General features: G+C 65.2%; 12 protein-coding genes and 1 pseudogene. 9 read left to right on the plus strand and 4 right to left on the minus strand.

Annotated features, from left to right (window positions below; all coding sequences use genetic code 11):
* The first annotated feature begins 25 nt into the window (after nucleotides 1-25).
* Both SNOV_RS14525 and SNOV_RS14530 read left to right on the plus strand, forming a co-directional pair.
* Nucleotides 26-8,557 carry a GH36-type glycosyl hydrolase domain-containing protein gene (locus tag SNOV_RS14525; RefSeq protein ID WP_013167706.1) on the plus strand — a complete coding sequence of 2,844 codons (8,532 nt, stop codon included), beginning with the start codon at nucleotides 26-28 and terminating at the stop codon, nucleotides 8,555-8,557.
* Between the two features lie 291 nt (nucleotides 8,558-8,848).
* Nucleotides 8,849-10,290 (plus strand): annotated as a pseudogene (locus tag SNOV_RS14530) (DUF1254 domain-containing protein).
* 649 nt (nucleotides 10,291-10,939) lie between these two features.
* Here SNOV_RS14530 and SNOV_RS14535 read toward each other — a convergent pair.
* Nucleotides 10,940-11,926, minus strand: coding sequence for an NAD(P)H-quinone oxidoreductase (locus SNOV_RS14535; RefSeq protein ID WP_013167707.1), 987 nt, complete (start codon nucleotides 11,924-11,926; stop codon nucleotides 10,940-10,942).
* Entirely contained in the window at nucleotides 11,923-12,471 is a 549-nt protein-coding gene (locus SNOV_RS14540; protein ID WP_013167708.1) for a hypothetical protein, read from the minus strand. The genes SNOV_RS14535 and SNOV_RS14540 overlap by 4 nt, the downstream gene beginning before the upstream one ends.
* Nucleotides 12,472-12,772: 301 nt before the next feature.
* Here SNOV_RS14540 and SNOV_RS14545 point away from each other — a divergent pair, with 301 nt between their 5' ends.
* The 6 genes from SNOV_RS14545 to SNOV_RS14570 all read left to right on the plus strand — a co-directional run bounded on the left by SNOV_RS14545 (nucleotide 12,773) and on the right by SNOV_RS14570 (nucleotide 19,074).
* On the plus strand, nucleotides 12,773-13,690 hold the full coding sequence (locus SNOV_RS14545) for a LysR family transcriptional regulator (protein WP_013167709.1): 918 nt from the start codon (nucleotides 12,773-12,775) through the stop codon (nucleotides 13,688-13,690).
* A gap of 889 nt (nucleotides 13,691-14,579) precedes the next feature.
* Complete coding sequence (locus tag SNOV_RS14550; protein WP_244412764.1) at nucleotides 14,580-15,791, plus strand: ABC transporter substrate-binding protein; 1,212 nt, start codon at nucleotides 14,580-14,582, stop codon at nucleotides 15,789-15,791.
* 17 nt (nucleotides 15,792-15,808) lie between these two features.
* Entirely contained in the window at nucleotides 15,809-16,714 is a 906-nt protein-coding gene (locus SNOV_RS14555; protein ID WP_013167711.1) for a branched-chain amino acid ABC transporter permease, read from the plus strand.
* Complete coding sequence (locus SNOV_RS14560) at nucleotides 16,714-17,649, plus strand: branched-chain amino acid ABC transporter permease (RefSeq protein WP_013167712.1); 936 nt, start codon at nucleotides 16,714-16,716, stop codon at nucleotides 17,647-17,649. The genes SNOV_RS14555 and SNOV_RS14560 overlap by 1 nt, the downstream gene beginning before the upstream one ends.
* Complete coding sequence (locus tag SNOV_RS14565) at nucleotides 17,646-18,392, plus strand: ABC transporter ATP-binding protein (protein ID WP_013167713.1); 747 nt, start codon at nucleotides 17,646-17,648, stop codon at nucleotides 18,390-18,392. Before SNOV_RS14560 ends, SNOV_RS14565 begins: the two co-directional genes overlap by 4 nt.
* A 1-nt stretch (nucleotide 18,393) precedes the next feature.
* Entirely contained in the window at nucleotides 18,394-19,074 is a 681-nt protein-coding gene (locus tag SNOV_RS14570) for an ABC transporter ATP-binding protein (protein WP_013167714.1), read from the plus strand.
* Here the strand turns inward: SNOV_RS14570 and SNOV_RS14575 are convergent.
* On the minus strand, nucleotides 19,071-19,304 hold the full coding sequence (locus SNOV_RS14575; protein ID WP_013167715.1) for a tautomerase family protein: 234 nt from the start codon (nucleotides 19,302-19,304) through the stop codon (nucleotides 19,071-19,073). The two genes, SNOV_RS14570 and SNOV_RS14575, sit on opposite strands and share 4 nt — an antisense overlap.
* Before the next feature lie 631 nt (nucleotides 19,305-19,935).
* Between SNOV_RS14575 and SNOV_RS14580 the strand changes: the two genes are divergently transcribed.
* A complete protein-coding gene (locus SNOV_RS14580) occupies nucleotides 19,936-20,637 on the plus strand; it encodes a response regulator transcription factor (protein WP_013167716.1) in 702 nt (233 codons plus the stop codon).
* Between the two features lie 11 nt (nucleotides 20,638-20,648).
* Here the strand turns inward: SNOV_RS14580 and SNOV_RS14585 are convergent, their stop codons facing one another.
* Nucleotides 20,649-23,555: an ATP-binding protein gene (locus SNOV_RS14585; protein ID WP_013167717.1), complete on the minus strand. Its 2,907-nt coding sequence runs from the start codon at nucleotides 23,553-23,555 to the stop codon at nucleotides 20,649-20,651.
* Between the last annotated feature and the right edge of the window lie 18 nt (nucleotides 23,556-23,573).

Consider the following 23,573-nt stretch of genomic DNA (forward strand, 5'->3'; position numbering starts at 1 on the left):
GCGCCACCCGCATCGGTAGGCATTGATGAATCCGATCGCTGATCTTCGCCGCTATGCCCTGCAACTGCGCAGCCGCGCTTGGCAGGGGTCCGTCTGGAACGATCCTGCGCCGATACGTGAGGAACTGTTCGGCGCCGAGCGGGTGGAGCAGCACGCACGAAGCCTTGCCGCGGCCCAGCCGATCACCCTGCGCCCGCCTTCTGTCCCGTCCCTGCACGCCCGGCTGAGAGACAATGCCGGCGTCCTGCTCGCCGCCTACCGGGCGACGGCCGCCGATGCGGAGGGGGGACGCGCCGTGGTGCCGGCCGCCGAATGGCTGCTGGACAATTATCACCTCGTCGAGGAACAGGTCCGCGAGATCCGCGATGACCTGCCGCCTGGCTATTACCGGCAGCTGCCGAAGCTCGCCGAGGGGCCGTTCGCCGGCTATCCCCGGGTGCTCGGCCTCGCCTGGGCCTATGTCGCCCATACCGACAGCCATTTCGATCCCAAGATGCTGCGCCGCTTCATCGCGGCCTATCAGCAGGTCGAGCCGCTCACCATCGGTGAGCTGTGGGCGGTGGCGATCACGCTGCGCATCGTACTCATCGAGAATCTGCGCCGGCTTGCCGACCAGATCACGGTCGGACGTCAGTGGCGCCGCGAGGCCGACCTTCTGGCCGATCGGCTACTCACCGCGGGCGATTCCCGCGCCGTGCTCGACGCGGACATCCTCATCCGGTCGCCGGGACCGCTGGACGAGGTCTTCGCCGCCCAACTGGTGAAGCGGCTGCGCGATCAGGACCCCCGTACCACGCCGGCGCTGGGCTGGCTGGAGGCGCGGCTGGGGGCGCAGGGCGCTTCGGTCGACGGCGTCGTCCAGCATGCTCAGCAGCGGCTCGGCGCTTCCAACGTTAGCGTGCGCAACGTCATCACCAGCATGCGGCTGATCTCCGACATCGACTGGGCCGAGATGTTCGAGACCGTCAGTCTGGTGGATGATCGGCTGCGGGCGGGCAGTGCCTTCGCCACGATGGATTTTCCCACGCGCAATCTCTACCGAAGCGCGATCGAACAACTCGCCCGCGGCTCCTCGGCCTCCGAGCTCGACATCGCCGGCCAGGCTCTGCAGGCGGTTACGCAAGCGGCCTCTGACACAACGCACGCCGCGGATGACGGGCCGGCCAGCGATCCCGGCCATTATCTGATCGGCAATGGGCGGCGCGCATTCGAGCGGACGATTCAGTATTGCCCGCCGGTGCGGCTCCGCTTCAGCCGCCTCAGCATCCGGCTCGGCATCGGTGGCTATATCGGCACCATCGTCGCCATCACCCTCGGTCTCGTCGCGTTGGCGCTGTGGACGCTCTTCGCCGCCGGCCTCTCCGGTGGCTGGCTCGCTCTGTTCGGCCTTATTGGCTTCGTCCCGGCGAGCGAGGTGGCGACCGCCCTGGTGAACCGTAGCGTGGCATGGATGTTCGGCGCCACCAGCCTGCCCGGCCTCGAGCTTGCGGGCGGCGTACCGAGCCCGCTGCGCACCCTCATCGCCGTGCCGACGCTGCTCACCAGCGAAGCCGATCTTCTGGAGCAGGTGGAAAGGCTCGAGGTGCACTTCCTTTCCGGCACCGGCGGCGATCTTACCTTCGCCTTGCTGTCGGACGGCATCGACGCCGATTGCGAAGTTCTGCCATGGGAAGCGCCGCTACTGGAACTCGCCGCGCAGGGGATCGAGCAGTTGAATCGGCGCCACGGTCCCGGCCCGGCGGGCGACCGCTTCCTCCTGCTGCACCGTCATCGCCGGTTCAATCCGGGCGAAAGCAAATGGATGGGATGGGAGCGCAAGCGCGGCAAGCTGCATGAGCTCAACCGGCTGCTGCGCGGAGCGGACGATACCTCCTTCATGGCCGTCGGTGGCCGCCCTCCGCAGGTGCCGGAGGATGTGCAATACGTGATCACGCTCGATGCCGATACTCGCCTGCCGCGCGACGCCGCGCTCCGGCTCGTCGGCAAGATGGCGCATCCGCTCAACCGGCCGAAATTCGACGCTGCCGAGCAGCGGGTGGTCAGCGGCTACGGCATCCTCCAGCCGCGGGTCACGCCCTCGCTGCCGACTGGCCGCGAGGGCTCGTTCTACCAACGGGTCATCTCCGGCGGCGGCGGCATGGATCCCTATGCCGCGGCGGTGTCCGACGTCTATCAGGACCTGTTCGGCGAAGGTTCCTACACCGGCAAGGGCATCTACGAGATCGACGCCTTCGAGGCCGCGCTGGCTGGGCGTATCCCGGAAAACGCGCTGCTCAGCCACGATCTGTTCGAAGGCGTGTTCGCCCGCGCCGGCCTCGCCTCGGATGTCGAGGTGGTCGAGGAGTTCCCCGCGCGCTACGACGTCGTCGCTAAGCGGCAGCATCGCTGGATGCGCGGCGACTGGCAACTGCTTCCGTGGGTCTTCGGAGAGGGAGCGGCACGGCACGGGCTCACTCGCGTCGGTCGCGGCAAGATGCTCGACAATCTGCGGCGCTCCATATTGGCCCCGTTCACGCTGCTCGCGCTATGTCTGTGCTGGCTTCTTCCCATGCCGGCGGCGCTGATCGGCACGCTCCTGGTCGTCGCCTGCGTCGCGGTCCCCGCCTTCCTGCCGATCCTGTTCGCCCTGCTTCCGGGCCGCCCCGGCATGCGTCTGCGCAGTCACCTCGCCCGGCTGCGCGCCGATATGTGGCTGGCGACCGCCCAGACCCTGCTGTCTCTCACCTTCCTGCCCGACCATGCCTGGCGGGCCGCCGATGCCGCGATCCGCACCCTGCTTCGGCTGATGATGACGCACCGCCACCTGCTGGAGTGGACGACGGCGGCGAAGTCCTCGGCGGGCCCGCGGCCGGGCCTTGCCGGCTTCTACCAGCAGATGGCCGGCAGCACGGCGCTCGCCTTCCTGCTGGCTGCCGGCGCGCTCCTCGTCGTGCCGTCCTCCTGGCCGCTGGTCCTGCCCTCCGCTCTGCTCTGGCTCGGCGCCCCGGCGATTGCGCAATGGGCGAGCCGTGCGCCGAAGGTGCCGTTGCGCCTCGCCGTCGGCGAGCGGGACGCGCGCGAACTGCGCCTCATCGCCCGGCGCACCTGGCGCTTCTTCGAGACCTTCGTCACCCCGGCCGACAACATGCTACCGCCGGATAATTTCCAGGAAGTGCCGAAGCCGATCGTCGCGCGCCGGACCTCGCCGACCAATATTGGCCTGTATCTGCTCTCGACCATTGCCGCCCGCGACTTCGGCTGGACCGGCACGATCGAGACCATCGAGCGGCTTGAAGCGACGTTCGCCACCTTGAAAAGGCTGCCCCGCTTCCGCGGGCACTTCTTCAACTGGTACGGGACAGAGAACCTCGCATCATTGCCGCCCGACTATGTCTCGTCCGTCGATAGCGGCAATCTCGCCGGCCATCTCATCGCGTTGGCCAATGCCTGCGAGGAGTGGACGGATGCCCCCGTCGGCGTGAGCGCGCGCGCGGGCATTCAGGACGCTCTCGCGCTGGCGCGCGAGGCGATGACGGCCCTGCCCGGCGCAAACAGCCCGCAGGGACTGGCGCTGGCGGCGGCCCTGGACGAGATCGACGCCCAGCTGAACGGCGTGCAGGCATTGGAAGCGACGGCCCCGGTGCTGAAGCGGCTCGCCGACAAGGCCGCGAGGATCGCGAAGGAAATCAATCCCGCGACCGGCGACGAGAGCTCCACCGAGATCTCCTATTGGATCGAGGCGCTCGGCAGGGCGGTCAGCGAACATGAGCGGGACCGCCTCGAGCTTCTGGCGGTGCCGGCCGCCACGCGGGATCGCCTGACCGCGCTGGCCGACACGGCGCGGACCATGGCGATGGAGATGGACTTCGCCTTCCTGCTCGACCCCGAGCGGAAGCTGCTCTCCATCGGCTATTCGCTCACCGAGAACGGTCTCGACCCGAGCTGCTACGATCTTCTGGCGTCCGAAGCGCGGCTCGCTAGCCTGTTCGCCATCGCCAAGGGCGATGCGCCGACCCGCCACTGGTTCCGGCTCGGCCGGCTTGCGACGCCGCTCGGCAACGGCTCGGCGCTGATCTCGTGGTCGGGATCGATGTTCGAATACCTCATGCCGTCGCTGGTGATGCGGGCGCCGGCCGGCAGCGTGCTCGAACAGACCAACCGCCTCGTGGTCGAGCGCCAGCAATCCTATGCCCGGCTGCTGGGGATTCCTTGGGGTATGTCGGAATCAGCCTATAACGCCCGCGACATCGAGTTCACCTACCAATACGCCAATTTCGGCGTGCCCGGCCTCGGCCTCAAGCGCGGCCTCTCGGAGAGCGTCGTCGTGGCGCCCTATGCCACCGGGCTCGCTAGCATGGTGAACCCCGAGCGCGCGCGGCAGAACTATGCCCATCTCGCCGAGCTGGGCGCGCAGGGCCGCTACGGCTTCTATGAAGCGCTCGACTTCACCCGTTCGCGGCTTCCGGAAGACGAGGACGTTGCCATCGTCCGCAGCTTCATGGCCCATCACCAGGGCATGACCATCATCGCCATCGCCAACACGCTGCTGGGCGGCGAGATGCGCGCCCGATTCCATCGCGAGCCGATGATTCGGGCGAGCGAGTTGCTGCTGCAGGAACGCTCGCCGCGCGACGTCGTCGTGGCCCGTCCCCGCGCCGAGGAGGTTCGCGCCGCCGCCGTCGATGCTCGCAGCGAGGGGGCGATGGTCCGCCGCCTGACCGCGCCTGCCCCTGGAGCGCCGATTACGCACCTGCTCTCCAACGGCAGCTACGCCGTCATGATGACCGCGGCCGGCAGCGGCTACAGCCGCTGGGGCGACGTCGCGGTGACGCGCTGGCGCGAGGACGCCACGCGCGACGACTGGGGCTCCTTCATCTTCCTGCGCGACATGCGGGGCGGCAGCGTCTGGTCCGCCACCACGCAGCCGATGGCGGACGCCGCGGGTGAAAGCGACGTCGTGTTCGGCGAGGACCACGCCGAATTCATCCGTCACGATGCCGGCCTGACCACGACGATGGATGTCATCGTCTCCGGCGAGCACAATGGCGAGGTCCGGCGCGTCTCGCTGACCAATAGCGGCCGGCGGACCCGCGAGATCGAGCTGACCTCCTATGCCGAGCTCGTCCTTACCACTCCGGCCGCCGACAATGCCCACCCGGCCTTCGCCAAGATGTTCGTCGAGACCGAGCACCTGCCGGAGTTCGGTGCCCTTCTCGCCACGCGGCGGCTTCGGGCGCCGGGCGAACCGCAGATATGGGCGGCGCATTTCGCGGTAGTGGAAGGCGAGGTCGCCGCCAACCCGCAATACGAGACCGACCGTGCGCGCTTCATCGGCCGCGGGCGCAGCGTCGGCACGGCCGAGGCCATGTCGGGTGGGCGACCGCTCTCGAGCACCGTGGGCACGGTGCTGGACCCGGTCTTCTCGCTGCGCCAGAGCGTACGCATCGCGCCGGGCAAGGTCGCGCGCGTCGCCTTCTGGACAGTCGTCGCGTCCTCGCGGGCGGAACTGCTCGATCTGATCGATACCCATCATGACCGCAACGCGTTCGACCGGGCCAAGACCCTGGCGTGGACGCAGGCGCAGGTCCAGCTTCGGCACCTCGACGTGCATGCGGAGGAAGCCGCGGACTTCCAGCGGCTCGCCGCGCCGCTGCTCTATGCCGACCGGCGCTTCAGGTCGCCCTCCGAGGCGATCATGCGCGGTGCCGGCCCGCAGTCCGGCCTCTGGCAGCATTCCATCTCCGGCGACCTGCCGATCGTGCTGCTGCGGATCGACGACGTCGAGGACATGGCGCAAGTGCGCCAATTGCTGCGCGCCCACGAATATTGGCGCATGAAGCGCCTCGCCGTGGACCTCGTCATCGTCAACGAGCGCGCCTCCTCCTATGTGCAGGATCTGCAGATCGCCATCGAGGCGGCGGTGCGGACCAGCGCGTCGCGCCCGCTGCTCGGCAAGGAGCCGGCGCAGGGTTCCGTCTATGTGCTGCGTGCCGATCTCATAAGCGTGGAGTCGCGCGCGCTCCTGCGCTCGGTCGCCCGTATCGTCCTCGCGGCGCGGCGCGGCACGATCGCCGATCATCTCGCCCGCCTGGGCCAGCCGTCGAATCCTAAGGCCGTCCAGAGGCGGGCGCGCGCCTTGACCTCGATGCACGGGCCTGTGCCGTCGCGCGAGCCGCCCGCGCTCGAGTTCTTCAACGGCCTGGGGGGGTTCGACAAGGATGGGCGGGAATATGTGACCATCCTCGGGCAGGATCGGGCGACGCCTGCGCCCTGGATCAATGTCGTCGCCAATGCCAGCTTCGGTTTCCAGATATCCGCCGATGGCAGCGGCTACAGCTGGGCGGCGAACAGCCGAGAGAACCAGATCACCCAATGGTCGAACGACGCCGTCGTCGACCCCGTTGGGGAAGCGATCTATGTACGGGACGAGTCGAGCGGCGACCTATGGAGCCCGACCGCGCAGCCGATCCGCGACGACGGCATCTATGTCGCGCGGCACGGCTTCGGCTACAGCCGCTTCGAGCATGAGGCGAACGGCATCGCGCTCGACCTGCTGCACTTCGTGCCGCTCGACGATCCGATCAAGATTTCCCGATTGAAGCTCACCAACCTGTCGGACCGGCCGCGCAAGCTCTCGGTCACCGCCTATGCGGAGTGGGTGCTGGGCGCCTCGCGCGGAGCCTCCGCTCCGTTCATCACCACGGAGCTCGACGAGCAGAGCGGCGCGATGCTGGCGCGCAATCGCTGGAGCGCCACCTTCGGCTCCCGCGTCGCCTTCGCCGCTCTTGCCGGGCGGCAGACCACGTGGACCGCGGACCGCACCGAATTCCTCGGCCGTGACGGCGGACCCGTCTCGCCGCTTGGCCTCGCAGGAAGGGAGCCGCTCTCCGGCCGGACCGGCGCCGGCCTCGATCCCTGCGCCGCCCTACAGACGGTGGTCGAGCTCGGCATCGGCGAGAGCGTCGAGGTCGTCTCGTTCATCGGCCAATGCGGGTCGGCGGAAGAGGTACGGGCACTCATCGCCCGCTACCGCCAAGCCGACCTCGATGCCGCTCTCGCCTCGGTGACGGCCCATTGGGACACGGTGCTCGGCACCGTCCAGGTGAAGACGCCGGACCGGGCGATGGACATCATGCTGAACGGCTGGCTGCTGTATCAGACGCTCGCCTGCCGCATCACGGCGCGCTCCGCCTTCTATCAGGCGAGTGGCGCCTATGGCTTCCGCGACCAGTTGCAGGACGGCATGGCGCTGACGCTGGCACTGCCGGCGGAGACGCGCGGCCATATATTGCGCGCCGCCGGGCGGCAGTTCGTCGAGGGCGATGTGCAGCATTGGTGGCTGCCGCAATCGGGCCAGGGCGTGCGCACCCGCATCTCCGACGATCATGTGTGGCTCGCCTTCGCCACTGCCACCTATATCGAAAGCTCAGGCGACACCGCCATCCTGGACGAGCCGGTGCCCTATCTCGACGGACCGCAGCTGTTGCCGGAGGAACACGAGCATTTCTTCCAGCCGATGCCGGCGGACGAGACCTCCTCGCTGTTCGAACACTGCGCGCGCGGCCTCGACCATGCGCTTTCCCTCACCGGCGAGCTCGGCCTGCCGCTGATGGGCACCGGAGACTGGAATGACGGCATGAACCGCGTCGGCGAGGGCGGCAGGGGCGAGAGCGTCTGGCTCGGCTGGCTGCTGATCCGCACCATCGAGCTGTTCGCGCCGCTGGCGGAAGCGCGCGACCTTGAACGCGCCCGGCGCTGGCGCGCGCACGCGGCGTCGGTACGGCGGGCGCTGGAGCGCTCGGCCTGGGACGGCGAATGGTATCGCCGGGCGACCTTCGACGACGGCACCTGGCTCGGCTCGAAGGACAGCGCCGAGTGCCGCGTCGATTCCATCGCGCAGTCCTGGGCGGTGCTGTCAGGCGCCGCCGATAGCTTGCGCGCCGCCACGGCGATGGCCTCGCTCGAGCGCCATCTGATCCGTCCCGACGGCAAGCTCGTCCTGCTGTTCACTCCGCCATTCGACCGGACGCCGCTCGAGCCCGGCTACATCAAGGGCTACCCGCCGGGCCTGCGCGAGAATGGCGGGCAATACAGCCACGCTGCCATGTGGGCGGTTCTCGCCTTCGCCAGGCTGGGTGCGGGAGACAAGGCGCATGATCTCTTCGCCCTGCTGAACCCAATCAACCACGCCCGCACGCCCGATGAGACCGAGCGTTACAAGGTCGAGCCCTATGTTGTCGCTGCCGACATCTATTCCGTCGCTCCCCATGTCGGGCGCGGCGGCTGGACCTGGTATACCGGCTCGGCGGGCTGGATGCACCGCGCCGGCGTGGAGGGCATTCTCGGCATTCGCCGGGAGGGCGATTTCCTGCTCGTCATTCCCTGCGTTCCATCTTCATGGCCCGGGTTCGAGGCGACGGTAACGCTTGACCGGACCGTTTGCAGAATTGAGGTTCGGGCTGGTAGCGAGGAAGGCGAGCCCTATTCCGTGCTCGACGGCGTCCGCACCCCATCACCGAACAGATCGACGCGTATTCCGCTCAACGGCGAGAGTCATGATCTGCTGATGTCCATCTGACAAGACGAGTACATCAAGCACGGTCTCGTCGATCCCGATCGCGTCATGACGAACGACGAGTTCGCATGCAAGTGTGCCGAACACGCCACCGCCTGGGGCCATCGGTACGACCTTGGATGTTGCGGTGGAAATTGTCGGCCGTGAGCGCAAAGGAAATGCCCTGCCGACCAGCGGCTCTCCTGCAGCTTGCAGGCCGGTCGCTTTTGCGCTGTCAATGCATCGCAGGCCCGCCAAGCCTCTGCTACCTGCGCTCACCCGGCCATAAGCTGCAAATCGAAGGAAGTCGTTCAGATGCTGACGAAACGCGATCTGCTTCACTCTGCGGCGATGGCCGCGCTGGTCGCGACGGCGGCTCGGTCCACCGTGGCCGTGGCGCAGAGCAAAGCTGAATGGCCCAGCCTCATTGAGGCCAAGGACATTGCGGAGGAAGGCTTCATCTACGGCCTAGCCATCGTGATGAACTATGCGGTCATGTACGAGTACGCGATCGATCGCAATTCGGGGCAGTTCAAGGCGCCGTTCAACCAGATCAAGAACGAACCCAACGTCTTCACCTATAAGGACACGGCGATCGTCACGCCGAATAGCGACACGCCCTATTCCTTCGCGTGGCTGGATTTGCGGGCAGAGCCGGTGGTGCTCTCTGTGCCGGCGATCGACCCGAAGCGCTACTACTCGGTCATGCTCTGCGACGGCAATACCTACAATTTCGGCTATATCGGCACCCGCGCCACAGGCAGCGAGGCCGGCGATTACATGGTGGTCGGGCCCGATTGGAAGGGCGACACCCCGGCGGGCATCAAGCAGGTGTTTCGGTCGAGCACGCAATTTGCCCTCGCGGGCTATCGCACCCAGCTTTTCGGCCCGGATGACCTCGACAACGTCAAGAAGGTGCAGGCCGGCTACAGGGTGCAGATGCTCTCGGCCTATCTGAAGCGGACGCCGCCGCCGGCCGCACCAACCATTGAGTTCCCGAAGATCGACAAGGAACTCGTGAAGACCAATTTCCTCGGCTATCTCGACTTCGCGCTTCAATTCGCACCGGCGCAAGATAACGAGAAGGAGATTCGCGCCAAGCTGGCACGCATCGGCGTCGGCCCGGGCAAGCCCCTAACTTCAAGGATCTGCCGTTGGAGCACAAGCTGGAGCTTGGCCTCGGCATGAAGGAAGGCCAGCGGAAGGTCGACGAAGCCGTCGCTACTGTCGGCAAGACAATCAATGGTTGGCGGGTCAGCGGTCTTCCGGGCGATAGCGCTCACTACAACGGTGATTGGCTGAAGCGCGCCGTCGCCGCTCAGGCCGGCATTTACGGTAATGACCCGGAAGAAGCGACCTACCCGTTCACACGCGTCGATGGTGCCGGCCAGACGCTCGACGGCAGCAAGCACAACTACACGCTGACATTCCCAGCCGGGCAGCAGCCGCCCGTGAACGCGTTCTGGTCGCTGACCATGTATGATGGCAAGACCCAGCTCCTGATCGAAAACCCGATCAACCGCTATCTGATCAACTCGCCGATGATCCCCGCCATGAAGACCAATGCGGACGGGTCGCTGACGCTCTACATCCAGCACGCGTCGCCCGGCGCCGACAAGGAAGCCAACTGGCTGCCGGCGCCGAACGGCCCGATCTATTTGGTGATGCGGCTCTACTGGCCTAAGACCCAGGCGCCCTCGATCCTGCCGGCCGGCAAAGGCAGCTGGCAGCCGCCCGGTATTCATGTCGTGTCGTGATGCTGTCGAAAATGTTCTAGTGACGTCACCCGGGAGCCCGCCTGCAAGGTACGCCGGCCGGCGCGCCGATAGGCTCGCCCGACAGATGGTGGCTGGGGATCCGAACGTCGCACGGAGAAGCAGATGCCGAACGGCCTAGGCAGGTGGCGCGTCGCTGGCTACAGGATGGGCTCCGTAACGCTGGCGCTCGCGGCGTGCGTCGCGGCGGGCGAGGCCTTGCGCGGCGGCCGAGGCGGGCTTGGGTGTCGCGTTCCAGTCGAGCTGGGTTGTCGGCCCGGACGTAAGGCCGGCAGGTTGGTTCGGTTGCAGCTGGGCGATGAGGCGTGAAGCGATAGCTCGTCAGGAATCTATATGCTGCGCGCGCTGCCGCAGCCGAGCGCGAAGGTGCGCGCCTTCACCGAGGCATTGCGTGCGTCTATCGGAAGTCCGCCGAGTTGGGAGCCGTGATCGAATAACGCCTGAATGGGCCTAGCGCGCCAATCTCGGTCATTGCTCCTAGTAGCGGCCGCAGCCCAGAAGCCGACATGAGCAAGGCAGAGCACCTTGGCACCTTTGCGCCAGCTGCGGACGGTCGGCTGAACGCCGAGAGCGGAAACGGATTCTGCAGTCATGGACGGCCACGACACGAGGCGGAGCGCGACGCTGTGCCTCACGCGGTCACCTTCAGCACGATCTTCCCTAACCCACCTCCGGTCTCCATCGCGCTATGCGCGTCGGCGGCCTGTGCGAGAGGAAAGACCTTGCCGACCAGCGGCTTGAGTCGGCCATCGGCGAACATCGGCAGCGCGCTTTCCGCGAAGCGCCGCACCATGGCGCGCTTCTCATCCGGCTGACGCGATTTCATCACCGTGCCGATGAGGCGCAGATGATTGTGCAGCAGGACCGAAAGCGGAATGCTGGCGCTGTCCTGACCGCCGAGCAGGCCAACCTGAACGAGGCGCCCACCCGGCGCGAGGCTGCGCAAATTGCGCGCAAGATAATCGCCGCCGACGAAATCGACGATCACATCGACCCCGCGTCCGCCGGTCGCGTTGCGCGCGCCCTGCTCGAAGTCCTCGGATCGATAGTCGAAAACGGCGTCCGCGCCGAGAGCGAGAACGTCCATGCGCCGCTGGGCATTGGCCGTCGCGAAGACGCGGGCGCCCAGCGCATGGGCGATCGCGACGCAGGCCGAGCCGACGCCGCCAGCCGCCGCGTGGATGAGCACGCTCGTCCCACGGGCCGTGCCGCCCAGATGCACGGCGGCTTCCCAAGCGGTGACGAAGGATTCCATCACCGCTGCCGCCCCGACATAGTCGAGACCCTCGGGAATAGGCACCGCCATGCCGCGGTCAACCCGGGCAAACTCGGCATAGGCACCACCACCGACGATTCCCATCACCCGTTCACCTGGCCGTATGTCGGTGACGTCGGTGCCGACCGCCGCCACCTCGCCGGCCACTTCAAGCCCGAGCAGGTCGCTGTCGCCGTAGCTTTGGCGACCATAATAGCCCTGACGCTGCAGAAGATCGGCGCGGTTGACGCCCACCGCGTGAACCTTGACCAGAAGATCGCCGGGACGGACTTCCGGCACGGGCGCGTCGGCGAGGCGGAGGACGTCCGCCGCACCGAAATCGTCGAACACGATCGCTTTCATTTTGCCGCAGCCTTGGCGTCCGCGCGGCGGGCGATGCTGGCGGCGAAGAGCGGCGTCTCACGACGGTTGTGGTCGCCGCCGGCTTTCTGCCGGGCCACGGCCGCCTGCTCGAAGGTCTGGCCATGCGCGGCGAGGAAGTCCATGAATACGTCGGTCGGGTGCGAGGTGACGCGGTTGGTATAGCGGGTGCGTCCGCCCTCGATCGACTCGGCGATCAGTTCCCAGATCACGTTGACCTGCGTGCGTCCCACCGGCGTGAACACATCGGAGATCGAGTTCATCCGGCAATAGCTCGCCGTGGCCTCCTCCGCGACATAGTGCTGGATCACCAGCCCGGTGCCGATCATTTCGACATTGATCACCATGCGGCGGCCATCATCGGTCGTGGTGACGCCGGACCCGATATGGTCAGGCGGGCAGCAGCGCAGATATTCGGCTTCGGGCAGCGTGAACAGCCAGTCTGCGATATCGACCTTTTCAATGGAAACGTCGATTTCCGCGGTATAGGCGGACTGCGAGAGGATCTTGTCGGTGATGACTTTCATGATTTTGCCTTGCCGATATACGATTGTATTATTTACCAGTACTCGCCTTGCCGGAGGCCGAATGCCAATACGGTGACTGCCGATGTAGAACCGGTTATGCGCGACGTCCCGGCCGGGCGTATTTCGATATTTCCATGATCGCTGACCTTGCTTGCGAGATGGAACGACTGTCCGATTTTGCCGCGAGGATGGCGTGTCGGCGACGAGGTGCCGCCGCTGTGTGAACGCCGCGAATATGCGAGTGTCCGGGACCGGCGATAAGCCGATGCCCGCTGCAAACGGCTTTGCCTGGATCGCAAAGATGAGACCCCATTTCGCCGAATATCTCGCCACCTTCGTCGATGTCGTCCGGGCGGGCAGTTTTTCCGGCGCCGCCCGCCGGCGCGCGGTGACACCCTCGGCGATCGTTCGGCAGATCGATGCGCTGGAGAGGGATCTTGGCGTTGCCCTGTTCATCCGTTCGACGCGCGCACTCACGCTTACCGATGCCGGCCAGCGCCTGTGCGAGCGGGCCCTGCGGCATCTCGACGAACTGGCCGACACCCATGCCGAGGTTGCCGCCTTCGACGGCTCCGTCTCCGGCACGCTTCGGATTGCCTGCTTCCCGACCTTCGGCAAGCGCTATGTCCTGCCGGTCGTCGCGGCGCTGCAGACCGAGCATCCGGCTCTGCATGTCGATCTCGACCTGACGGAGCGGCTCGCCGATCCGGTGGCCGAGCGGCTTGACGCCGTCATCCGCATGGGCGCGCTTGCCGACAGTACGTTGATCGCGACAAGACTGGCGCCGCTCACGCGGCTGCTGGTCGCGAGCCCCGCCTATCTGTCGCGGGAGGGCACGCCCAGCAGCGCCGCGGATCTGTCATCGCATCGACTGCTCGACAAGCTTCATGGCGCCGATCTCCTTGGTTGGCGCGACGTGCTCGGTTGCCCGGCGGGCCACGCCGGGAACGGCACGGTGGCGTTTCGCTCGGATGATTTCGAGGCCCTGCGCGCAGCCGCCGAGGCAGGCCTGGGGATCGCCATTCTATCGAGCTGGGTTGTCGGCCCGGATGTCAGGGCGGGAAAGCTGATGCGGCTAGGGCTCGGCGGTGAGCCATGGAACGACGCCTCGTCAGGGATCTACCTGCTGCGTGCTCTGCAGCAGCCGAGCGCGAAGGTGCGAGCCTTCGCTGAAGCATTGCGTGCTTCTATCGGAAGTCCGCCGAGTTGGGAGCCGTGATCGAATAACGCCTGAACGGGGCGTAACGAGCCAATTGCAGACGTTCGCAGCAGCTATCACGAGTGGCCGGTTGGGGGCCGGTGGCGGACTGTCCGTTATTGGGGACTTCAAACGAGAAGCGGACATATCGCCGATGAATGTCCGAGGCCGAAACTGCCCCTTAGCTCACGGGAGGGACGTCCGCTTTCGGGTAGTCTATTGGATTGCTCTTGCATGAAGGAGAGGACGGTCCATTTCAGGCTTAGGGAAGCGTCACCAAAGAGAAGAACGGCCCCCTTGGAGCATCGTTAGAGCCCACGCGTAGACGTTGCCTTGAGGGCGGCAAGCACCCCCTCATACTTAACGGGGCGGTTACAGCATCCTCGTCGGGCGAGTCGTGTCGAGGTTCGGATGCCGGAGTTCCCAGTCGGTGGATGAAGTCTCGCGCGGTGGGAGCGCCTGGCACGGACGCTGAGTTCGAGTTCTGGTTTCCCGTCGACCCGGTCCAAACCCCCAGCCAGGCTCATCCTGTCCCAAAGATAGAGAGCGGCGATGTTGGATGCAGGTAGGGGACATCGAAGGGAGCCCTGGCAAACTTCTCTTACAGGATGGTCAACCGCCTTGCCCAATGACAGCGACGATCCTGCCAATGAAGGGCTGGGACATCACTTGCCGTAACGAAACTGCAATGCGTTCGAAGGATCTTATCGGTTATGCACTTGCAGGCGCAGAACACGGTCGGCTTTGTCGCTTGCTTTGCGGAACGTTTGTCTGTGCAATGACGCGCTTTTCTTGTGTCTCTTGATAAGAGCAGGGGGAGATGATGTTCCGGAGAATATTCGGCGTCCTATGTGCCGCGATGCTCATGATGTCATCGACACTCGCGGCCGACAAACCGAAGGAATTGGTAGTGGGCATTACCACTTTCCTATCAGGGTCGGCTTCCGTTTTCGGCGTTCCCGGAAAGAATGCCGCGGAGCTACTGATCGCAGATCTCAATGCCAAAGGGGGCATTCTCGGTGTACCTCTCCGTCCAATCTTCATTGACGAGGGGGCCGGCATCAATCAGCTCATGTCGGAATATCGCCGCGTCGTGTTGAACGAAAAGGCCGAGGTGATGCTGGCTTCTGTCTCGAGCGCGAGTTGCCTGGCGCTTACCCCGGTCGCGGAAGATCTGGAGGTTCCGAATATACTCTGGGATTGCAGTTCACCGCGCATCTTAGAAGACAACAACTACAAATACAGCGTACGTACGCAATCGCATTCAGGCGCCGAGATGCTCGCGGCGGCGCTGTATTTGGTGAAGAATAAAGCCGACTTCAAAACGGTTGCCGGCGTTAACCAAGACTACGCCGCCGGCCGCGACCAGTGGGGGCTCTTCCGCATCGCGCTGAAAGCCTTGAAGCCCGACGTCGAGATCGTCGCCGAGCTGTTCCCGAAATTTGGAGCGCCGGACTACTCGACCGAAATTTCCCGCCTTCAGGCGCTGCGGCCCGACGTGATCGTCAACACGTCGTGGGGCGGCGATCTGGACACCTTCGTCCAGCAGGCGTCCGCACGGGGTGTCATGACACAGGCCACCTTCGTGTTCCCCCTTGGCGAGAGTTCGCTGCAGCGTCTCGGCGGCGCAATGCCGGCCGGCGTCATCATCGGCGGACGCGGCGATCATTATTTCCTGCATCCGAAATATGCGCAGGAGCCGGCCTTCAGAGAATTCGTGGAACGGTACCGCGAGAAGACGAGCGCCTACCCAATCTACCCCGTGCTACACATGGCCCAGGCGATTTCGGCGCTTGAGGGCGCTTATAAGAAGGCTGCCCTGACGAACGACGTTCCGTGGCCATCGAAGGAACAGCTGATGGCGGCGTTTCGCGGCCTCAAATTCCGGGGCCTGACCAGCGAAGTCTCCATCCGCGAAGACAATCAGGGTCTCGAAGACCAGTTGATCGGAACCACGGTCCGCGTGCCGGAATATGGCTTCGCGGTTCTGGATCGGATGTCGATCTACCCTGCGGAACTGGTGACCACACCCATCGGCGCGAAATCGGCTGACTGGCTTTCACAGATCAGGCTCGAGACTGCGAACGATCCGTCGATCGAGACCTTCGAGGCCAAGAAATAACCGGCGGGTCATCGGTCATGTCCATCCAGACGATCTTGCTGGCAGCTCTGGATGGCCTCTCCTATGGCGCGCAAGTCTTTCTGGTCGCCGTGGGGCTCTCCTTAATCTTCGGCGTATTGCGGATCGTCAACGTCGCCCATGGCAGTTTCTATGCCATTGGTGCCTATGTGGCGGCTTCGTTCAGTCTTCTTATTGCCGCTGAAGGCTGGAGTCCGTGGCTGACCTATCCGGCCATGATCCTGTCTGCCTGCCTCGTCGGCATAGTCTTGGGCGGCGCCCTCGAGGTCGGCCTTCTCCGGCGTATCTATGGCAAGGAGCAGGTTCTCCAACTGCTTGTCACCTTCGCGGTCTTCATGATCCTCGAGGACATGCAGAAGGCGGTTTGGGGCGTCAGTCCGTATTTCATCGATGCGCCACTTGGCCTGCTCGGTACGGTGAATATCCTCGGCATCAACTATTCAATCTACCAACTCGTAATCGTGCCGTTCTTCGCGGCAGTCGTGCTGGTCAGCCTGCGCTACGTCCTGCGGCGCACGCGCCTCGGCCGCATCGTCACGGCGGTGACCGACGACCGCGAGATAGCGGCGGCGATGGGAGTGGACGCGACCAGAATCTACCTCCTTACCTTCATGATCGGCGCCTCTTTCGCGGCCTTCGGCGGGGCTCTGGCTTCGGGATCGACCTCGCTCGTGCCCGGCATGGGTGCGGGAATGACCATCCTCTCCTTCGCAATCGCAGCGACGGCCGGTCTCGGCCGAATAGAGGGCGCGGCGGTGGCCGCGCTGATGATCGGGCTCGGCCGGTCGCTCGCTGTCTACATGGCCCCCGAATTCGATGTGCTGGTGCCTTACCTGATCATGTTCCTGGTCCTGCTCTTCAAGCCTCAGGGCCTGTTCAGCGTGCAGCAGACGAGGAAAGTGTAATGCGTCCCGAATTCCTGCCGGGTGTAGCGGCCGCGTTGGTGTTGGCCCTGGTCCCCCTGCTGGTCCCCTGGACAACGGTGATGCTGACGATCGCGCTCGCCATCGGATTGTCGGTACTGGCCATCGTCGTGCTGCTGCGGGCCGGGCAGGTCTCGTTCGGGCACGGCCTCTATTATGCGACCGGGGCATATACCGTGGCCTTCCTCGTCAAGGCGCGGCTCTCTCTCGACGCACTGATCCTCATCCCGCTCGGTGGGCTGGTCGCGATGCTGATCGCCGTGGCCTTCGGATTTTTCGCGGTGCGTTATCGCGACATTTTTTTCGCGATGATCAATCTGGCGATCTCGATGGTAGCCTTCTCGCTGCTCGAGAAGCTCTACCACATAACCGGCGGCGGGGACGGCATGAACGTGGCACGTCCGACGCTTGGTGGCGGGCGCCTCGACCGCGCCGCCTTCGAGGCCTGGATGTTCTATGCGACGCTTGCGATCGCCGCACTCGCAGGTCTTCTCGTGACGCGCTATCTCGCCTCGCCTTTGGGCAGGGCGCTCGAGGCGGTGAAGAGTAACGAGATGCGGCTCGAATATCTCGGCGTCTCCGGCAACCATGTTCTCCATGTCGCCTACGCGATCTCCGCCGCACTCGCCGGGGTGAGCGGGGCTATCATCGCCATCGTCAACGGCCACGTTGCTCCCGAATTCGCTTATTGGGTACGCTCGGGCGAGTTCGTCTTCATCGCGATCCTCGGCGGCGCCGGCAACGTGCTGGGCGCGTTCGCAGGTTCCATGGTCTTCGAGGCGATCCGCAACCATGCGGCTGCCCTCGCCGCCGACTACTGGCAGACGACCCTCGGCTTGTCGCTCATCGCGATCATCATGTTCGCGCCTGACGGGCTGACTCAGCTGCGCTTCAAACGGAACAAGACGCGGCCATGACCCAGCGTCCCGTCCTCGAGGCGCGCAACCTGCGTCTCCATTTCGGCGGCGTCGCCGCTGCCGACGATGCGTCGCTGTCGGTGGCCAGCGGACAGCGTGTCGCGATCATCGGGCCGAACGGCGCGGGCAAGACGACCTTCATCAATATCTGCACCGGCTATCTGAAACCTCAATCGGGCTCGGTGCTGTTCGAAGGACGCGAGATGACCGGGCTTGCACCGCGCCGGATCGTGCGAAACGGGATCGCCCGCTCCTTCCAGTTGCCGCAGCTGTTCCTCGACATCACCGTGCTCGAAAATCTGCTGGTAGCTCTGGCGGCGCGGGAAGGCATCTGGAACTCTTGGATGCCCCTGGAGCGCCATGGCAAACGCGACGAGATGCTTGACCTACTCGACGTGATCGGGTTGACCGACGCGGCACACCGATTGACGCGCGAACTGCCTGAAGGCATGCGCAAGCTGGTCGATATCGCCATGGCTCTCGCTCTGAAGCCACGGCTCATCTTCATGGACGAGCCCACAAGCGGGGTGTCGACCCAGGAGAAATTCACGATCATGGATGTCGTGATCAGGGCGCTAGAGCAGAATGCGACCACGGCGGTCTTCGTCGAGCACGACATGGATGTGGTGTCGCGCTACGCTGACAGCGTCGCGGTATGGTCCGGCGGGCGCATCAGCCTAACCGGAACGCCGGCGGAGGTCCTCGCCGATCCTGACGTCCGAAGAAACGTCGTGGGCGCCTGACATGCTTCGGCTTGAAGGCGTTTGGGCGGAGATCGATGGCGTCACCGTGGTCCGCGATGCCAGTCTCGACGTGCCCGCCGGCGCGACTGTCGCTCTGATCGGCCGCAACGGCGCCGGCAAGACCAGTCTTCTGCGCCTGATCATGGGAGCGCTGAAACTTCGCTCGGGACAGATCCACTTCGACGGTCATGACCTGGCCGACCTGCCGCTACATCACCGCCCATCCATAGGCATCGGCTATGCGCCGGAAAATCGCCGGCTCAATGGCTCGTTCACGCTGGAGGAAAACCTACGTTTTCCAGGCGAGGTGATACGGCTTTCCCCAGCGGAGCTGTCGCGGCGGCTCGATCTTGTCTACGCGGTGCTGCCAGAACTGCGAGATATGCGTGAACGGCCGGCCGCCGGCCTGTCCGGGGGCCAGGGCAAGATGGTAGCGCTCGGCCGCGCCCTAGTCGCCGGCACGCGACTGGTCCTGCTCGATGAGCCGTTCCAAGGCCTTGCGCCGGTGCTCGCGCAGCGCTACGGCGCGGCGCTGCGGGGATTGCGGGAGTTCGATCGCGACATTGCCCTGCTCATTACCGAGTCGAACCCGGGCCTGCTGCGTGCCTTCGCCGATGAGCATTACCTGATCGAGCGCGGCGAGATCTCGCGATCCGGCACGTTGCCCGTCGCAATCGACTAGCCCCTGGCCGCGCGCTGCTGGCGAAAGTCGCGGACAGGCAGGCCGCCCCAGCCCCAGTTCTCCATGTCGACCTCCTCGATGACGACGAAGGTCGCATCGAGGGGCTTGTGGAGGACATCTAGCAGCAACTGGCTGGCACCGGCGATCAGCGACGCCTTCTCTTCAGGCGTGATGGAAGCACGACCGGGGCCCGATCCTTCGCGTGTGACCTGAATGGTGACGATCGGCAAGACAACCTCCCTTGGACGTTCGGCGGACGGACCGCCGTGGATGTGAAGGATTTCCCTGGCAGAGCAGCACCATTAACCGCCGATGACACGTTGACGGCCCATTCGACACAGTTGCGGGAAATCGAACGCCGGACGCCCGGAGCGTGGGCGGCCGACCGGCTCATGCACTGCCGTGCCGCTGTTCCGTGATCCGCTTGCGACCGGCAGAACGATAACGCCGCGTTCCAGCTATCTGCCGTGGTCTGCGTCTCGGCCAGCACCATCAGTAGCTTCATCGCTCTTCGCTTCGGGAGCGGCGGATTGAAAACCGCCAGCATTACGAAGCCGCAGGCGGAGCAAGTCACTTGGACCTTGGTGTCGACGATACGATGGTATCGGTTCTCTCTAGACAATACGGCGCACCCATACGAAGCTAAATCTCGATCGGCCGCACTCGCTTCCGTATTGCCTGTTCTCGGCCTGCTGCGCTTTTAACAACAATTCATAAGGTTTCATTGGCCGTCCGGCTCCGAACGACGCAAGGTTCCATGGTCACAGCGTAGACGCGGCGTATCGAGGTGGGACCACGCTTCGGATGTCGTAGAGCGAGGTGGCGCTGCATTGGCAACACAGGTCAGCAGGAGAACGCACTATGCGCCCATCGCCCGAGTTCTTTGTCGGCGCCGGCCATCCATCCCCGCGGTTTGCCGGGCTTTCGTCTATCGCGCGTTCGGGGCCCATCGTCTTCATCGCCGCCAGTGATGCATTTACGACCGAGGCATTGCGACCGATCATCTGCGACATGGGCTGGAGGGCGAAGGAACTGTCGTCGGCAGACGCTCTGCTACCAGAGCTGGAGGTCACCGTGCCGAGCTGTCTCGTCCTGGACATCTCGCGGCCAATGCCGGGAGATGTCCATATCGAGGACTACCTTGCCGCCCGGCGTGCCGAGATCCCCGTCGTCTGCCTCATCGGTACGGCCGACGTCCTGACGACGGTTCGCATCATGAAAACCGGCGCCGTCGACGTGCTGCCGAAACCGGTGCGATCCGATCTCTTGACCTCTGCGGTCCAGGAAGCTTTGGCACAAAGCCAGGCCATGCTGCGGGAGAACATGGTCTCGCGCACGATCCGCGAGAGCTACGCATCGCTGAGCCCTCGCGAACGCGACGTGATGGGACTGATCGTGTGCGGCCTCCTGAACAAGCAGGTCGGCGGCGAACTCGGCATCAGCGAGATCACGGTGAAAGCGCACCGCGGCCGGGTGATGCGGAAGATGAAGGCGCGCTCCTTCGTGGAACTCCTGAAGATGGCCGACACGCTGAAGCTCGCCGCGCGCCGCGCCGCCAATTGAGCCGGTGCCGGTCAGCGGTCGTCGATGCCGGATAGCTCGTCGATCAGCGCCTTGGCGCGACGCAGATCGGCGGTCTCGAATCCCTCGGTGAAGCGTCCGTAGATCGGCGCGAGGAGATTTCGCGCGTCGCGTCGCCGGCCGCTACCCTGATAGCGCCGGGCGAGGCTCAGAGCCGTGCGCAGCTCCCAGGACAAGGCGCCCTGTCGGCGTGCCCAATCCAGCGATTGCTGGAAATGTGTTTCGGCCGCGTGGTCCGCCGCCGCGTCACCTCTCGCCACGAGAAGCTCGCCCTTGATGCGCAGGACCTCGGCGATGCACCACAGTTCCTCATCGCGCTCGCACATGCCGAGTGCTTTGTCGATGAGCCCTAGACCCTCGTCGACGCTGCCGGCGAGGCACAATCCTTCGGCATATTGGGCGAACACCCAGGTATGGCGCAGTGAGAAGCGGTTCTCGGGCAGTACGGCCAGGGTGGTTCGCAGCAGGTCCAGGCCGGCGGCGACATCGCCTTGCTTGATCAGCAGGATTCCGCGAAAGCACTTGCCCCAGTGATGCCAGATCGGCAGGCCGTCCCGCGCTGAGCGGCTGAGCAGCAGGTCCGTGTAGTGCTGCGCGCCGGGCAAATCGTTGGCCATCAGCGAAAGCAGGCATGCCCCCTTGGCCAGCGAGTTGCAGAGGGTGAGCGTGTGGTCGAACGCCTGCGCTTCCTCGACATTGGTGGCATTCATCGTCTGGGCCTGCGTGACGAAGCCCTGCAGCCACAGGATGGACACCAGGAAATTGCGCGCGGTGATCTTCTGGTCGAACTGGAAGCGGATGATATGGGCGCGATGCACCGGCGCCACGTAACGGCTCAGCATGTACTCGATCTGCCGCCGCGCCGTCCGCTGGTCGCCAAGGAAATGGGCCGTGAAGCCCCGCATGCGCTCGCCGGTCAACGGATCCACCGGGTCGGACGACCGGGGCGCCACCTCGCAGAACCGGTCGGCGAGTGCCAACGCCTCTCGAAAGGCGCCGCGATTGTGTGCATGGCACCAAAGGCACCACAGGACGCGCAGCGTATAGTCGGTATCATCGAGCTTTTCGGCAATCCTCAGAGCCTCGTTCAGCGCCGCTTCGAGCTCCGTTCCCGAGGCTTCGATGTTGAGCAGCACAGCACCCAGAGCGTGCTGGAACTGAAGCTCAAGGCGCAGGTCACGTTGCGCGCTGGATGTCAGCACCAGCAGCGACTGCACGACCCGCGTGCGGCATTCGTTCATCAGCGAAAGGTGCATCCACAGCGGCAGCGCAGCCTGTGTGAGGGCAACGCCCAGCATGGCGTCGTCGCTTGACGAGAAGGCCCAGTCCAGCGCCTTACGCAGATTGTCGACGTGCCATCCATAGATCGTGAGCCACTCGTCGCGCCCGATCGCCTCGGCATCGGCGCCGGCGCGGACCAGCATGGCGCGATAATGTTCGGCATGTCGGCGTGCGGTGGAGGTGAACTCGCCACTGCCGACCAATTTCTCGATCGCGTAGGCGCGCGTGGTGTCGAGCAGGCGGTAGACGGGCGTCTGCCCTTTGGCATTCACGGAGACAAGCGACTTGGCGACCAGATCGGCAATGGCGCGAATGACATCTGCGGCGTCGTCCTCCATTCCGATCGCGACCGCCTGGGCGGCTTCAAGCGTGAAGCCGCCGACGAAGATCGCCAGCCGGTGCAGCACCTTCTGCTCGGTGCGGTCGAGATACTGGTAGCTCCAGTCCAGCGCCGCCGTCAGGGTGCGATGCCGCGGCAGGGCAGTGCGCCTTCCCTGCATGAGTAGACGGAAGCGGTCGTCCAGCTGCGTCGCCAGATCCTGCAAGCCGAACGTATCCACGCGACTGGCGGCCAGTTCGATGGCCAGCGCCATGCCGTCCAGCTTGCGGCAGATGTTGGAGACGAGCGACACGGTCTCGTCCGTGACCTCAAACGCCGCGGAGTTGGACTTCGCGCGCTCGACGAACAGTTCGACTGCGGCGAAGGTCAGAGATTGCCGTGCGGTGAGGATCGCCGCTGCCGGCGGCGTGTCCAGTGGTTCGAGGTAGTGGACGTTCTCGCCTTCCACCCGCAGCGGTTCGCGGCTGGTCGCGAGTACTCGCAAATCGGCAGTGCCACGCAGGAGCGCGTCGATGAGGGCGCTGGCGGCGTCGAGGACATGCTCGCAACTGTCGAACAGGAGCAGGACCCGGCGTGTGCGCAGGAAATCGACCACTTCCGAAATCGGATCGTCTGAAGTGACCGCTAGCCCGAGCGTGGCCGCCACGACGCTCGACAGCGCAATCGACTTCGATACCGTCGCGAGATCGACGAAGAACACCCCGTCGGGATAAACCGGGGCAGCCCGGTCGGCGACCGTGAGTGCCACCGTCGTTTTGCCGATGCCGCCAGGACCGACGATGGTGAGAAGACGACGGTGCTCGAGGCGCTTGATGGCCTCGGCCACCACGCCATCGCGGCCGATGACTCGCGATATCCGTTTTGGTAGCGCCGGACTGCGCTGCGCCGCCACGGGCGCGATTGTCGGCGCTTCGATCGGCAGCAGTGAATGCACGACCGGCGCCACGAAGCGGTAGCCGCGGCCCGGCACGGCAACCACGTAGCGGGCACCTGCGCGTCCGTCGTTTAGCGTACGCCGCAGCAGGGCGATCTGAGTGCGCAGGTTTCCCTCATCGACGACGACGTTGGGCCAGGCCCGCGCCATCAGTACGTCCTTCGTGAGGACCTCGCCCGGCTGCTCGACGAGAGCGACCAGGATCTCCAGCGCACGGCTGCCTATCCGGACGGGGGTGTCGCCCTCGAGCAGAAGCTGCCGCTCCGGCTGCAAGCGAAAGGGGCCGAACGTGACCTCGCGCGCGGCGCGCGGGCCTGCACTTTCTGACGAGGCTGCGATCGACAATGCGAGGGTCCGTGATAG

Origin of the sequence: Ancylobacter novellus DSM 506, from assembly GCF_000092925.1 — a bacterium.
Classification (GTDB): domain Bacteria; phylum Pseudomonadota; class Alphaproteobacteria; order Rhizobiales; family Xanthobacteraceae; genus Ancylobacter; species Ancylobacter novellus.